Below are 15105 nucleotides of genomic sequence, written 5' to 3' on the forward strand. Positions count from 1 at the left end.
TAATATAATCTTATAGATCTTTTCGATTCTTAGATTCAGTCGTTCAGATTTTTCCAGATACATTGATTATTACTTTCTTTCGAAATACATTCTAACTGCCGGGTGTGCTGTTCAAGTTCTGCCGCGGTTGCAGGTAAAACACGCAAGGTCAAATCTTTGATATCACAAACTGTGCTCCCGTCGACCGGATTAATGACGTCAAGGTCCATCAACAGGCTTTCTTGACCGCGCGTCATGGCCAGATAGACTTCAGCTAATAGTTCAGCATCAAGTAACGCGCCATGCAATGTTCTTTTAGAATTGTCAATTTTATAGCGATCACACAAGGCATCGAGATTATTACGTTTACCAGGATGAAGGTCTTTTGCCAGTTTTAGTGTGTCGGTTATTTGTAGACAATAAGTATCCAGCGTTAACAGCTTTACGAGACCCAATTCATGATTCAAAAAGCCTACATCAAATGGTGCATTATGAATAATCAATTCGGCATCATAGACGAAATCGAGAAAATCTCTCGAAATTTCCCGAAATTTAGGTTTGTCTTCAAGAAAAGTCCGCGTTAACCCATGCACCTGCAGCGCACCTTCGTCGCTTTCACGCTCCGGATTCAGATAATGGTGAAAATGATTTCCCGTTAATTGCCGGTTACATAATTCTACTGCGGCTATTTCGACAATGCGGTGTCCAAGTTTGTATTCCAACCCGGTTGTTTCAGTATCCAGTACAATTTGTCGCATATTTAAAAATCCGGTGTTTTATTCTGTCTGATTCTCGGCAACAATTTTTTCTACACCGTAGTTTGCCAGCAGATCCGCCCGTTCATTTTCCGTATGACCGGCATGTCCGCGTATCCACAGCCATTCAATCTCATGTTGTTGCGACAATTCATCCAACAGTCGCCACAAATCTTCATTCTTGACTGGTTTTTTATTGGCTGTTTTCCAGTTGCGTACTTTCCAGGCGTGCATCCACTGGCTGATACCTTTATGCACATACTGTGAGTCCGTATATAAATGAACTTTGCAGGGACGTTTTAACAGTTCCAGTGCACGGATAGCGGCAAGCAGTTCCATTCGATTGTTGGTGGTATGTTTCTCGCCGCCAAAAATTTCCTGTTCACGGCCGCTATATTTTAATAATGCACCCCAGCCACCGACACCGGGATTACCTTTGCATGCACCATCAGTATAAATTTCGACAATATTTTCTTTATTTTCTTTCGTCATACTTTCTGATAATGTGGAAGAGTTATAATAAAAAAATCAATCAATCCACCTTAGATAAATTGTAACTATCGTTTGATTCTTTGCGTTGCTGCAGCTATTTTTTTCTTGCCGACCAGGCTGGTTTTCCAGCCAGGCTTAATAATATGCATGCCGCATTTATGCTTTATTGCATGCAAAAAATAGACGCCGCCGGAGATAGGCCACCAACGGTCGCCTGCATCTTCCATGAAATTGAATCGCTGGCGCCAGTTTTCTTCTTCGAAAGGTGGCGCATAGCAACACAGCTTGCCACCTTTTATTTCAAAGTTTAACAATTTCAACCAATCCTTTAACCGCGGCAATGCGATAAAATGTCCATTCCAGGGAAATTCATTTTTATTCGATACAAAGTGATGATGCAGACCCCACAAACTGATAGGATTAAAACCTGAAATGACGATGTGGCCTTCCGGTATCAATATGCGATAAACCTCTCGGAGAATTTGATGCGGATCTTTATTAAATTCAAGCACATGTGGCACAATTATCAAATCAATGGTTTCACCGGTAATGGGCAGGTGATTACACGCGGATCGCAAAGTGTTATCGTGTTCAGTACCTGCAGTGAAACGTAACGGCATGCGGTTTGTTCTTAGAAAATCATATTGTGGCATACCCATTTGCATAGCGTTGTAGCCAAAAATATTGGCGACAACTTGATCAAAATATTGAAACTCATGGTCGACAATATACTGTCCCAAAGACGTTGAAAACCATTGTTGATCTGTTTGTATGGCCATGCCTGCAGATAAAAAAGTGTTATTGTAACGATGGTCAGAAAAAAATTTTTAATTTAAGCTAAGCTGCATGATTCAATTCTACATTAATAAAACTGCATGATGGCATTACAAATCCACCCGATACCGGCATTCAGAGACAATTATATCTGGATTATCCATAATACCGAGCATGCGGTAGTCGTTGACCCGGGAGATGCTTCCCCCGTCCTTGACTATCTGCAATCCCATAAACTAGAGCTTCACGCAATCCTGATCACACATCATCATAGTGACCATACTGGCGGTAACCCGACATTGATTGCCAAGTTTAACGTGCCTGTTTATGGTCCGGAACAGGAAAATATTGCAACGGTAACGCATCCGGTTCGAGAGGGTGACAAAGTTCATCTTGCAACGTTACCGCTCATACTAGAAGTAATTGACATACCAGGCCACACGCACGGACATATTGCTTATTTTGGATCGTTACCGGCGTCGCACGGAAAAAACATTTTGTTTTGCGGTGATACATTATTTGCAAGCGGTTGTGGGCGCGTTTTTGAGGGAACGCCGCAACAAATGTATCGCTCATTGCAAAAGCTTGCAGATTTGCCCGATGATACACTGGTTTATTGCACGCATGAATATACATTGGGTAATATCAACTTTGCCAGGACTGTGGAGCCCAGCAACGTTGATTTGCAGAGAGAGGAACATCGCGCAAAACAATTACGTAGCGAAAATATACCTACGCTTCCCACCAGTATTGCCAGGGAAAAATCCTGCAACCCGTTTCTGCGTTGTCATTTGCCGGAAATTAACCGAATTGCCCGTCTTTATGCAAAAAAGAAACTGGAACAGCCGGTAGAGGTATTTGCCACATTGCGCGAATGGAAAAACAATTTTTAGAAATTTAAGAAAATCAGTGGGGAAGCAAATTACAATTTAAAGCGGGGAACCGGTTGTGTTCCGGATACCCGCTTTTTTATTTGTTATTATTAATCGAATAACGATTGATGGTCTAAATCGTTACAGGCTTATGGTTTGGCTGCACGTAATACTGGATAGCCCTGGGTGAACACCTGATCCTGTTCTGCATGTTGTTGATGGCATGCGGAACATGCTGAGTCTTCCTGGATTGCGCCATGTCTGGATTCACCATCAAAGCCAAAGTATGCCCAGTTTCCAGGTCTGTTGGGATAGCGCTTTTCACTCTTGACCATTGCAGCAATGCCATTAAATTCACCCGGAAAATAACCGTTTCCACTGGGCGATTCTTTGCCGCGAATGCCGACAAGTTCTTTCACGATCACAGTATTATTACGGAATTCGCCGGTTTTTTTCCAATGTGCGAAGCTGCCTGGATCAATATAAACATTGTGGAATTCAGGGAAGGCGGCTGCACCGTCATTCATATCATTAGGTGTTACACTTGAACCAATAAAGACCCATTCACGATAATTTCTAGGGGTATACAGTTCGTTATCTTTCGTGAATCGGCCGTATAATCTTTCATCAGAGGCCACTGCTTGTGTTGTCAAACCTAACATACTGGTTAACAGTAGTGGAGCTATACCGCATAATAAAGTTTTTTTAAACTTTGACATAAATAAAGCCCTTTAAATGGTTAATGTGGTTAATGAAAAGCATGGAAAACAACTTGACATAAGTCTGTTTTCCATCGTTATGTTAGTCAGACAAGCAATGCGCGTCAAGAGGCAAGCGTGCTCAGCGAACAAAGTGATTAATTCTGGTCCGCAAAAAAATCCTTGGTGCCATTCACCAATAACCACTTATCCACGATGCAGAGTCGGTTTCAAGCAATTCTTATAGTAAAAAAAGTGTGGCCAGACTCAGGAAAATAAAAAATCCGCCGCTGTCGGTTACCGCGGTAATCATGACACTCGATCCCAATGCGGGATCACGTCCGAGTTTGCGCAGAGTAAGGGGGATCAGTACCCCCAGCAAAGCTGCGAGCAGCAGATTCAGTAACATTGCCATCATCATGACGAAACCAAGTTCGACATTCTGATATATAGCAAAGGTAAACATGCCGACAACCGCGCCCCAAATCAGGCCATTGACGGCGCTCACGCCAATTTCCTTGGTGATCAGCTTCCATGCGCTGCCTGTATTGATTTGCTCCAGTGCGAGCGCACGCACAATCATGGTAATGGTCTGATTGCCGGAATTTCCACCGATACCGGCGATTATCGGCATCAGTGCCGCCAGCGCCACCAGTTTTTCGATGGAATCTTCGAATATGCCAATTACGCGGGAGGCTATAAAAGCAGTCACCAGATTAATGGCAAGCCAGACCCAGCGGTTTCTAACACTTTTCAGTACTGGCGCAAAAAGATCTTCTTCTTCACGCAGGCCGGCCAGATTCAATGCTTCGCTCTCTGCTTTTTCGCGTATAAAATCAATCACCGTGTTGACAGTGACGCGCCCAAACAGTTTTTTATTCTGATCAATAACGGAGGCGGAAACCAGGTCGTAGCGTTCAAACGCATGCGCAGCATCTTCAGCATTGTCATCTGGGTGAAGCGTTATCATTTCCTTGGTCATCACATCACTGACCAACATGTCGGGATCGCTCACCAGTACGCGGTTGATGAGCAATACGCCTTTTAGATGTTCGTCCCTGTCCACCACAAACAACTGATCCGTATGGTCTGGTAATTCATCCAGTCGGCGCAAATAGCGCAACACAACCTCTAGGCGCACATCTTCACGAATGGTGATTACATCGAAATCCATCAATGCGCCCACTGAGTCTTCCGGGTACGACATGGCGGCGCGCAAATGCTCGCGTTCGGCGATCGGCAGCGAACGGAACACATCTTCCATTACATGCTGTGGCAAATCGGGTGCAAGGTCAGCGATTTCATCAGCATCCAGCTGCTCGGCTGCCGCGACCAGTTCATGCGTACCCATGTCGGTAATCAGTGTTTCCCGGACTGCATCGGATGCTTCCAGCAATACTTCACCGTCATATTCCGACTTGACCAATCCCCAGATTAACAACCGGTCTTCCAACGGCAAAGCTTCAAGAAGATCTGCGATATCAGCCGGGTGCAGGTTATCCAGCAATACCCGCAACTCATCTAGATTTTCTTTTTGTACAGATGATTCAGCAAGTGCTTTGTTCATCTCGTCTTGCAAGTTGACAAAGCCTTCCAGTAGCTTGTATTTATTTAATAGCGTAATGACACGCTGCAACTGTGTGCGCAGTTTTTCATTTACTTCTTTGTTATTTTTTTCTTCACTCATGATTGACTGTTTATAATCGTATTAGAAACTGGCTTTAGACAACTACAAAAAGAGCAAAGCTGCTGTTGCGGCTGGGTTATTTATTCGCCGAATTAATGTTACTAGCATAAACCGGTAGATGTAGATCAAGCAAATGTAATAATCGAAACAACAAACATACTCCCGGGAAGCTACTCTGAAATAGAATGATGTGCGGTGAAATAACTATTCGGCTGGTACGATATTACAGAAGAAGTGTCAGCATGTGCCACCAGAATATCAGGGTACATTCGCAGAATGTAATCGATTGAGCAGTACTTGTCTTTTTTTAAACAAGTGTTGCGAGTCTCGATTATCATCATAAAAACGCGGATTAGTCACCATTGCTGCCAGTAAGGTTGCCTGGTGTTGCGTCAATGACACAGCAGAATGTCCATAATAATGCTGTGCCGCTGCTTCAACACCGAAAACACCGTTTCCCCATTCGATCACATTCAGGTAAATTTCCAATATACGCTTTTTTGACATGATTGTTTCCAGCATCACGGTGATAATGGCTTCCTGAAATTTGCGCCAAAGTGATTTTTGTTCTGACAGAAAAAGATTTTTAGCCAATTGTTGACTGATGGTTGATCCGCCGGCTGTTATTTTTCCTTGCGCCAGATTCTTTTTAAAAGCACTCTGAATCGACGCATAATCAAAACCATTGTGGTGAAGGAATTTGCTATCTTCAGCAACAATAATGGCACGCTTCATCTCGTATGAAATTTTCCGGTAAGGCAGCCAAGTATGCCGTAGTGTGGCTGCCGGATCTTTTTCACGCAGACTTTGCAGCTGACTTTGCATAAATGCACTACTCGGTGGATTGTTGTGTTTCCAATAAAGTACGTGACTCAACAACCAAAGCTGATATAAAAACAATGCATAAATAACCAACAATAACATCCGCCAAAACCACCGGCCAATGAAGCTTGTCTTGCTATTTCTATATATTCTTCGAGTTGTTTTATTTTTCTTCTTTTTCATGAAAGCTTGTTAGGCGAAATCGGGATGTGCTCTCAGATGACCCGTAATAAATTACAAAACGATACCAGTTCTCTCTAATTGATCGCTTTAAAACTACGGTACGCTTGAATATGGCAAGTTTTAGCAACAATTAGTAACCACTGCATTTCAAGAAAGAAAATACGCATGCCGGATTGATTCTTAATGTCCACTTTATCTATACAATAGAATTTTAACAACTTGTTGTCGGGATAACACCGAAAATTTAAGCAAGTGTAGCTGTCAATGCAGAATTTTCAAAAATTTGATTACAAACCATTTTGGTATTAGTGCTCAAATCAGGTATAATTCCCGACTTTGTTTTGGGTCGTTAGCTCAGTTGGTAGAGCAGCGGACTTTTAATCCGTTGGTCGTGAGTTCGAGTCTCACACGGCCTACCAAATAAAACAGTGACTTACAGAAATGTGAGTCACTGTTCCGAGAAATTAGTAGCCCCATAGTAGGCTATAAAATAAAAAACTGCCGGGTTTAACCTGCGGCATTCTTCTGAATCTGGTATCGATTTTCGAAGCGTCAATAAAAACTTTACTCTTACGCAAGACAGGAAGTCGGGTTGCTGAGTTTAGAAACAGAGTGTCAATTAATTCGTAATCAGTAGGTACACGGTTATATTACGCGCAAAAATATCATAATTTCAATAGGCTACATAAAATAATGAAAAATATCCTATTTGTGTAGACGACAAGTAGAAGGAATTTAGACCAGAAAAGAATTTGTGTGCTTTGGTACCTGCAGGACTTACGCAGCAAGCAAAAAAATATTAATTATTAATTTACTTGCACAAGACCCAAGCTCTCGTCATATAAGTAGATGTTTAAAAGTTTACTGCAAAGCGGGTCTTTTTCTGATGATTGATAGACTAGGCTTATTATCATTAGCTTGCAATTACTCAAAAATAGTATAATATATTTTTCAGTTATAAATTAATTTCATTAGACTGAATAGCATACTGACACTTTTGTTCTTTTTGCTTGTTTTACTCTATCCTCTCAAGAAATAGAGTTTCCTATAAACCCGGTACGATTCAAACAATTCTAGCGAACAAGCTTATCTATTAAAGATTGAATAGAAGTGCTTATAATACCTTGAGTAACAAAGTCCTTAACTTCATTTTCTTTGTTACTGCATAGTCTGAATCCGGTACCTGCTGACCCTTTAGAAGGCTCTTTGTGAAGATAGTTTTCATTTTCCAGAAAGGTTAAGTATCTTGATAAAATAAGATTGTGCTTTAGGGATGCGCATTGCTGCTTATATAATCCCTCGGACTTCCATACAAATGAACTCTGTTTAAAACCAACCTTGAAAATCTTTACTAAATCTGATCTGATATTAAAGATTTGTTCTTGTTTTGATTGCTCACCTGAATTTATAACGTTTTTTATACCATCAGGTAATACACAGTTATTAAAATTAACGTTAGAGAGTAAATTCTTGCCGAAATTTGATTCATCTAAGTTTCTAAATTCGCAATCAATAAAAACTGTTTTATCCTCAGGTATTATAGATTTTGCGAGATTTGTATATCCACTAAAATAGCCATCAACCACAGAAAAATTTCTAAAATCAAGTGGAAAAAAGTCTCCGAAAATAGATAAGAATTTTATTCTTTCTCCAGGTTTTGTCCCAAATAGAGAATGCAAAATACTTGTAAGCTCTTCTTTTGTAGAATTTTCGCTTGACATTGCTAGATAAAGTATGCTAGAAATTGTTTTCCGAGCTTTAGATATGTCAATATTCGAACTTATATTAATATTCGATTTAAGCAGTTCTTTAGAAATATCTTGTATGATTGACTTGAAGTAGTCATATTTGCTTGATTTTATATAGGAGTTAATTTCTTTAACTAAAGCTCCTCCTTGATAACATTCTTTAGAGATCAAATTTATAACATTATTACTTACTTCTCGATCTTGTGTTTGAATTTGGTGAATTATATATCTAGCCTTAATCCAGAACTCCAAAGAATCGTATTTTATTTTAAAGTTATCGCCCACCCTTTGAAATAAAGGTGAGACATAAAAATTGGTATAGTTTTTTTTGTTGTTCCCATTTGATTTATTATTAGATCCGTTTATTAACGATAATTCTATTAACTCATCGAAATCGTTTTTTGAAATAAGACAGTTGTTATCAAAGACAATCTCTTTCATGACCATAAAATATTCATCACATGGGATATCAATCTCTTGCTTTATTATGTCCCTATTAATTATTTGATAGACTACTTTGTCTAGGGCACTGTTCATTTGAAAGTATTGACTTTCATCACTATCTTTTATTGATTGATTATCTCCTTGAGATTCTACTAATTCGCAAAGTAAGCGCATTATTAGAGGTGTGACTTTTTTATTGTTATCCAGAGAAAGACTTGAAATGTAGCTTAAAACTTTCGCATCATATCCCTTTCCTACGTGTTTGCTCTTGTGGTCATATCTAGTTTTTAAATACTTTTCAATTAGTTGGTTATCAAAGCCTAAGAGTTGATAGACATTGACTTTCTTTCGATCAAACTTCTCAGAATTATTATCTCTTGAGGTTATTATTACTGCGCAATTCAGATAAGTATCGTTCAGTTCAATTACTGAATTGATAAATGATTCAAGGTTAAATCTTTCCTTGAGTTTAGACTCTATCTCGTCAAGACCATCAATAATGATTAAGATATTTCCTGAGCTTATGTTTAGGCCCAAGTTCTGTGAATTCAAAGTTTTGTCTGGATCATCTTGCAAAACCCTATATAAGGATTGAATTGAGTCGATAGCTTCATCCGAATTATTTAGTTCTTCGGGTAAGTCAAAAGATGATAAAAGCAGTGCTTTCTTTTTTGCTCCTTGAGCTAGAAGTTGATCAATCTTTTGAACGGCTTGAGCACAAAAGGTGGTTTTTCCAACACCACCATCGCCAATTATTATATATATGGGTTTTTCATCGTTTGATGTATTTTTAATTATGTCATCTATGAAATCTAAGCTAAGTTTTTCTGTGTTTTCTTTATATAACCATTGATCAATAAAAAACTGCTCTGTAGTTACATTACTAGCTGCTTTAAGTGAATTAATAAGGCAATGATCCCATATGTAATCCTCAATAAATTCGCATGTAAATGCAACTTTTGGATGAGAGCTAGTAATAAACCTTTCACATTTAGACTTAATATTTCTTTTTCTGTTTTTTACTTCATTTCCTGTTGTTCTACTAATTTCTTTGGGGAATAAGAATGTCAGGCTAATCAAATCGTTAATTGCTGATTCATTATTTGTAAAAAGATCGTGTAACGATTCAGAAAAGCTTATATTTCTACCGAGAAATACAAATCCAACTTTTTTATGGTTTACATCTGGTATTGTATAAAACTGAAAATCTTTATGTTCTTTAATCTTTACTATATCTCTATTGGGGTATACAAGCGATATTATTTTATCGCATCTCCAGTTCTCATTTTCTGTTATTGATTTTTCTATATACGTATATATCGATAAAGGAATTTTTTCATCTATGTCAATATATTCTTTGCTGTCAAATACATTTCTAAGAAGGTTCTTAACTGATCTGTTAATTGATTCTAAATCACTTATAGTTAGCTCCGCATGATTATCATGTGAATCTATGTTTCCTAGGTCTTGTATGATTCTAAGATCGGTTTTGATCTTCTTTAAATGATTCTCATCTTCTTTCAGATTGCTCTTGCTAATGGATTCTATCAGTTCTTGGTATTTGGTTTTATTACTCAGTTCATTTGTAGATTTGTTCTCAGAATTTAAAAGAATTACCCGGCATATTGCTTCACCTATTTTTCTAGCGTCGTTTGCTTTATTTGTTTTTTTGTATTCATCAAGGTAACTTGCTATTCGCCCTAATGCCTCAGAAATGGTTTGCATTACGTTGCCTTTTCAAATGTGATATTTTTTGTATTTTACAAATGTACTCAGGAATAACACCTAAGATACGTATCAAATTTTGCATTGATTTAATTCAGTGACTATTTATGGTCGGGGTTCAGAAAGAGTATCCCAATTAATTTTTAACTTAAAAGATATAGAGAGTGTATTACAGTACAGAATTCTAGATTGCTTATTTAGATCTACATTTACAAACCATAGTATACGATTGCAAATATTTTCTTAGCTATTATGTAAATTCTCGTCGAGTTGTCGCTAATACTTCCCCGTATGTTTCTTTTATATTTCCTTTTGAAAATCTAATTTGTTGTATGCCATATACGTTAGAAAAATCATCCAACCCTTCCTCAACAAGCATTATTGCGCGAGAGAAACCAAGGCGACCTTGTAATATCCCGGCTTCATGAACTACATTTTGCCTCGCTCGCAGTTTACCATCACCTTGCTCATCCTCCCCCGTAAACACCAAAAGTGCAAATGAGCTCTTATTTGCCATGTCTTCGAGAATATCTCTTATAGAATGACCTGCTCTAGCACCAGTTTCATAGGCATTTATTTTTATGTCATGTTTATCTTGAAGATGATCTTTTAAATCGCGCCATTGAGAGCTTCTTCCATGGCCTATGAATATGAAAGGCTCATATTTGGACGTACCTGCTTCTGGCAGAGAAATTAACTGACATTTTTCCGCAGATTTCTCAAACTCTTCAAAAACACGTTCAATTGCAATTCTTGTTGGAGCTGCTACAGAAATATTTACATACCTAGAATATGCGTGAACGGTTAATTCGTAGTCAGAGCCGCTATAGATTGAGAACAAAGCAAAACCATTGAACTTGCGATAATCCGCTAAAAATTCATCAATGGAATCGTATTTCCACACAGAATCATCATGTTCAACAGTAAATTGATTGATGACTATATCACTATCGCTCGTATTTGCTTGTTCACGAAACATGCCAGCCGCTTCTTTGAGGACTTCCGCAGTAAATCATATGTCATGAAATGATTTTGTCTTATTCATAATTGTTAATATCAATTTATAAGACTAACAAGTAATTATTTAGCTTGTACGTATCTACCATACCTTCAGAAAGGAAGTAAAGAAATTATGATGTTAGCTCTTTTTTTAACTGTATATCACTTAACAATAGCAAGTTATGCAGTTTATGAATTCGTGGCAAATTGATTTGCACGCTCAATCTTACCTGAGAATTTCAATCATATTAAATTAAATAAATACCTTGTTAGTCAACAATATATCTTTACACAGACTAATTTTTGAAATATTTCGTACAGTTATTAACAGAACTCCAAGGCGGCTGCGCCGCAAAGTCGCCTTCGCGGTCGCATCCGCCGTCGCTCCCATTCGGGAATTTAACTTTGTCCAGATTAGTTGACGATTTATCAACAACACATTTTTCAATTTTCCAGCGTAAGCAACGTGTATATAGTTTCGTGTCTTCGGTCATCACGCCGCTTATTCTCTGTTTGATTGGGTCGCCATACTTACCCAGTTCTTCGCTGTCTTCTTTCATCAGCTTAACGGGGTGATCCTGCCGTTTGGCATTAACGCCACCCATGAGCCGGATAAACTGTGACCACTTGCCTTTATCTGCTGCATGAATGAATTGCTGTATAGGCAAGGGGAAATCGCACTGTGCACGGCGTAGTTCACGCCAGATTGATACAGGTGGCCCACCGATCTGTTGAAACTGCCGAATCCCCCAGGTTGAGGCCCAAGCTTCTACACGTTCAGTGGCAGCTTGTGCGGGATTGCCTTCCAGGTCATGTTCCAAGCCAAAACCATCAATATTTTTGGATATGTATTTGGCGATATAGCCAATAGCCGTGCCTTTGTTTTTGTCGATGGCAATAGCGGCAAAACGATGTTCAGCAGCGCCTTTTTCATCGCCATCGGTTTGCAGTGCATAATGGCGCATGATTTCACGCACTCCTGAGACATGCTCGGGTGCCATAAAAAGTAGAAAATGACAATGTGGTGTGCCATCATGTTGCGGTTCTGCAATGCGCAAGCCATACACAACCAACTTTTCCCGTTTTAATTTTGCCCGGATTCTTGCCCAGACAGTATTGAGATACTTTTGAGCCTTATCTGGTGTGGTTCCGTCATATTTTGGGTTTACCTGACCACTGACAGATAGACGCGCATGCATGCGGGATGGACAGGTGATGGTATAAAACTCCCCGGGATGCTTCAGTTCATTGGCAATTGCTTCAAAGCCAAAGATACGCACCATTAACTCACTGCGCCGAATACGTGGATTGGCCATTCCTTTTTCCGCTAATTCACTGAGTGTAAAGTTTTGACCGAGTTCGTTAGTGGCCAGCAGGCCATCAAGAATGCGGCGATGACGTTTTTTTTGTTCCCTGCGTCGTGCCAGTGTTTCGTCACTGACATAGGCATTTGCATGTTTATGTACAAAGCCTAAATCAATGGCTTGCTGTTCCAGCATTCTTGCATGAATTCTGCGTAAAGCATGCAACCACCAGAATGTGTCTGTCAATCGGGTGAAGATGCCTCTGATGGTTATATTTGGATTATCCAACGTAGGTAATTTAACCGGATATTTCAGTGCACGTTTTAACATGCTGGCAACAGCAATTTCCTGGTTGGTATAGATGCGGCTGACGCTTTGCATTTCCCTGACGATGCGTTTAGCAAGTTCAGTCAGGTCATCGTCACTCGCATCCAGCGGAATACTGTTTGCTGAGACTGGGCCCAATGATTTGAGCAAGGAAAGGTTAGCTTCACGCCTGCCATCGAAGATATAGGTTTCCTTGTAGGCATAAGCGACTTCTTCAGCAAAGCGCGCGGGTAGTTGACTGAATAGCGGCGCACGCCAATGCCGGTCACTGGCATCGGGTTCATCAAGTAATTCCAGGATGGTTTCAGCAATGAGTTCGCTAGGGGAAAGCAGTTTTCCGCTGCATCGTACTGACGTGTGCATAGCTCACCTCAGTACTGACTGGTGGAATGAAACGAGCACGAATCAATATAGGCGAGCAGATCGCTATAGCGATAGCGAACTGCCCGGCTGCCGATTTTGATGAATGGTACGCGCGCACCTGCCCAGCGATCCCGTTCCAGAAAGGCGACGCTGACGCCTAAAATCTGTGCTGCTTGTTTGGTGTTGAGTAGCTGATCTTGCATAATTGACTCCATTTCATTGAAATTGATGGAGACAATTTGCAGCAATCTACATGTTATAAAAAGAGGCTAAAAAAAGAGATAGGTAATTATTTTTTTAAAAAGGGTTTTATTTTTATTAACCTGATGATTTCTTTCTTCTTCCACCTTTCTTGGCTTGGTCGGAAGCAATGTTTTTTGCCCAATTTCGGAATGATTCCGGAGTAAAAACAGAGGGGTTTCCATATTGTTGCATGACGGTATGGGAGCGAATTTCATCATAAGTTTGGTTTGGATTTTCTTCCCATAACTTTTTGGCAAGTTCAAGGCAGCCCGTTATTTGTCTGCGTCTATCGGTCAGTTCGTAATACCAATTTTGGTTCTCATCATCTTTCTTTGCTGTTGTATCAGTGGTTTGAGCAGTGTCTGTTATTTGATTCAGTGACCAGCAAGGCGGGGGATTAAGCAAAGCTACTTTTTCGCACCAATGGATTACTTCATTTCGTTTTACATACAGATTATCCAGGTAATCTTTGCTGATGTTGTTATGCATGATGAATCGATAAAACCGTATGACGTGCCTGAAGTCAAAAATAAATGAAATGAAAGACTCATCGAAAAAAATGCGATAACCTTTCCACCTGCCAGAAATTTCCTTGCCGCCGATTGCACGTATCAGGCGATCAATAGCAATTCTCAGTTCAGGAGAAATTGCACTAGCATCGGTTTTGTCGGCTTCTTCGCCTGTCCAGTCATGTGCCAGTTGCCAGACAGTTTTAAAATCAGGATTTTCTTTAATATGCATAGCAAATTATTTATGGTCATCAAGTAATGAAATAATTGACGGCCAATTGATTGCGGTCTTGAGTGGAATAGACTTCTGGCCTGGCCGATTGGGTTGCCACCCTTGACAGGCTGCCGCCGCTCAGAAGTTCGGCTTTGTATGAAGGATTGGTTTCTTGTGATCGGGTTGTGGGGTAAAGCAGCTTTGTTTTAGGCGTGGTCGAGTAGTGGATTAAAATGGCTGCGTTTCAATCCTTTCTGTTCGGTTATTGTCTTGAGCGGTGGCAGCCTGTCAAGGGCAGGCCGCTACGCGGTGGCAATTTGTTTAAAATTTAGTTGTTAGTGGTAGCTAGTCTGCGATTTCTTTTAATACATCAGGGTGGCGTTCAGCAATGGCGATCAGTTTTTTAGCTGCGCCGCTGGGTTGGCGGCGGCCTTGTTCCCATTCTTGCAATGTCCGTACAGATACGCCCAGGAGCTTGGCAAATTCAATCTGGGAAAGCCCTGATTTTTTGCGGGCATATATAATGGGCGACATGACGATGCGTCCTTTTCCTGCCTTCATTTGGCGTACAGATTCAAGTAGTTCAGCATTTAGATCGCGAGTGTTTTCCCATGCTTCCAATTCTTGGTCAGTCAATGGTTTTTTCGATTTCATGTTTTATTTCCTTCAAACTTTTGGCGTTTATCGATTCCTGTTTGCTTTTTGAATAAATGAAAACCAGCCAGATTTCACCATTTGCCATGCGATTGAAATAAATCACCCGCACGCCCCCAGATTTTCCAGAGCCTGATCGACTCCAGCGGATTTTTCGCATGCCGCCGGAACCGCTAACGACGTCACCAGATTCCGGATTTTCGGTGATGAATGCTATAAATTCATCATGTATTTGTTCCGTCCAGTAATATGGCCATAGACGTTCAAAAGCTTCAGTTTCGACTATAGTAAGCACGTTTTGTTAATCCGTCAA

General features: G+C 40.1%; 14 protein-coding genes and 1 tRNA gene. 2 read left to right on the plus strand and 13 right to left on the minus strand.

Going from position 1 to position 15105, the window contains the following annotated elements:
* Positions 1–35: 35 nt before the first annotated feature.
* From dnaQ to C8R11_RS09455, 3 genes are all read right to left on the minus strand, one after another.
* A complete protein-coding gene (gene dnaQ / locus C8R11_RS09445; RefSeq protein WP_107795479.1) occupies positions 36–737 on the minus strand; it encodes a DNA polymerase III subunit epsilon in 702 nt (233 codons plus the stop codon).
* An 18-nt stretch (positions 738–755) separates the two neighbouring features.
* Positions 756–1226, minus strand: coding sequence for a ribonuclease HI (gene rnhA, locus C8R11_RS09450; RefSeq protein WP_107795480.1), 471 nt, complete (start codon positions 1224–1226; stop codon positions 756–758).
* Between the two features lie 65 nt (positions 1227–1291).
* The gene (locus C8R11_RS09455) at positions 1292–2005 is read right to left on the minus strand and encodes a class I SAM-dependent methyltransferase (RefSeq protein ID WP_107795481.1); all 714 of its coding nucleotides are present in this window, start codon (positions 2003–2005) and stop codon (positions 1292–1294) included.
* A 96-nt stretch (positions 2006–2101) separates the two neighbouring features.
* Between C8R11_RS09455 and gloB the strand changes: the two genes are divergently transcribed.
* Positions 2102–2893 (plus strand): hydroxyacylglutathione hydrolase, encoded by a 792-nt coding sequence (gene gloB, locus C8R11_RS09460; protein ID WP_244907619.1) that lies wholly within the window; start codon positions 2102–2104, stop codon positions 2891–2893.
* Positions 2894–3021: 128 nt separating this feature from the next.
* Here the strand turns inward: gloB and C8R11_RS09465 are convergent, their stop codons facing one another.
* The 3 genes from C8R11_RS09465 to mtgA form a co-directional block, all read right to left on the minus strand.
* Complete coding sequence (locus C8R11_RS09465) at positions 3022–3591, minus strand: cytochrome P460 family protein (RefSeq protein WP_107795482.1); 570 nt, start codon at positions 3589–3591, stop codon at positions 3022–3024.
* Between the two features lie 220 nt (positions 3592–3811).
* Positions 3812–5257: a magnesium transporter gene (mgtE, locus tag C8R11_RS09470; protein ID WP_107795483.1), complete on the minus strand. Its 1446-nt coding sequence runs from the start codon at positions 5255–5257 to the stop codon at positions 3812–3814.
* A gap of 258 nt (positions 5258–5515) precedes the next feature.
* Positions 5516–6262, minus strand: coding sequence for a monofunctional biosynthetic peptidoglycan transglycosylase (mtgA, locus tag C8R11_RS09475; RefSeq protein WP_107795484.1), 747 nt, complete (start codon positions 6260–6262; stop codon positions 5516–5518).
* Between the two features lie 343 nt (positions 6263–6605).
* Here mtgA and C8R11_RS09480 point away from each other — a divergent pair.
* A tRNA-Lys gene (locus C8R11_RS09480) sits at positions 6606–6681 on the plus strand.
* A gap of 654 nt (positions 6682–7335) precedes the next feature.
* On the opposite strand, the gene C8R11_RS09485 is transcribed toward C8R11_RS09480, so the two are convergent.
* The 7 genes from C8R11_RS09485 to C8R11_RS09515 all read right to left on the minus strand — a co-directional run bounded on the left by C8R11_RS09485 (position 7336) and on the right by C8R11_RS09515 (position 15087).
* Entirely contained in the window at positions 7336–10179 is a 2844-nt protein-coding gene (locus C8R11_RS09485) for an NACHT domain-containing protein (protein WP_107795485.1), read from the minus strand.
* Positions 10180–10429: 250 nt separating this feature from the next.
* Positions 10430–11158 carry a TIR domain-containing protein gene (locus C8R11_RS09490; RefSeq protein ID WP_107795486.1) on the minus strand — a complete coding sequence of 243 codons (729 nt, stop codon included), beginning with the start codon at positions 11156–11158 and terminating at the stop codon, positions 10430–10432.
* A gap of 316 nt (positions 11159–11474) precedes the next feature.
* Positions 11475–13172, minus strand: coding sequence for a replication endonuclease (locus C8R11_RS09495; protein WP_107795487.1), 1698 nt, complete (start codon positions 13170–13172; stop codon positions 11475–11477).
* 8 nt (positions 13173–13180) lie between these two features.
* On the minus strand, positions 13181–13375 hold the full coding sequence (locus tag C8R11_RS09500) for a helix-turn-helix transcriptional regulator (protein WP_107795488.1): 195 nt from the start codon (positions 13373–13375) through the stop codon (positions 13181–13183).
* A 115-nt stretch (positions 13376–13490) separates the two neighbouring features.
* Complete coding sequence (locus C8R11_RS09505) at positions 13491–14156, minus strand: hypothetical protein (protein ID WP_107795489.1); 666 nt, start codon at positions 14154–14156, stop codon at positions 13491–13493.
* Positions 14157–14483: 327 nt separating this feature from the next.
* Positions 14484–14792 carry a helix-turn-helix domain-containing protein gene (locus C8R11_RS09510; RefSeq protein ID WP_107795490.1) on the minus strand — a complete coding sequence of 103 codons (309 nt, stop codon included), beginning with the start codon at positions 14790–14792 and terminating at the stop codon, positions 14484–14486.
* Entirely contained in the window at positions 14767–15087 is a 321-nt protein-coding gene (locus C8R11_RS09515) for a type II toxin-antitoxin system RelE/ParE family toxin (protein ID WP_107795491.1), read from the minus strand. Before C8R11_RS09515 ends, C8R11_RS09510 begins: the two co-directional genes overlap by 26 nt.
* Between the last annotated feature and the right edge of the window lie 18 nt (positions 15088–15105).

This window comes from Nitrosomonas aestuarii, assembly GCF_003046585.1.
In the GTDB taxonomy this organism is placed as follows: domain Bacteria; phylum Pseudomonadota; class Gammaproteobacteria; order Burkholderiales; family Nitrosomonadaceae; genus Nitrosomonas; species Nitrosomonas aestuarii.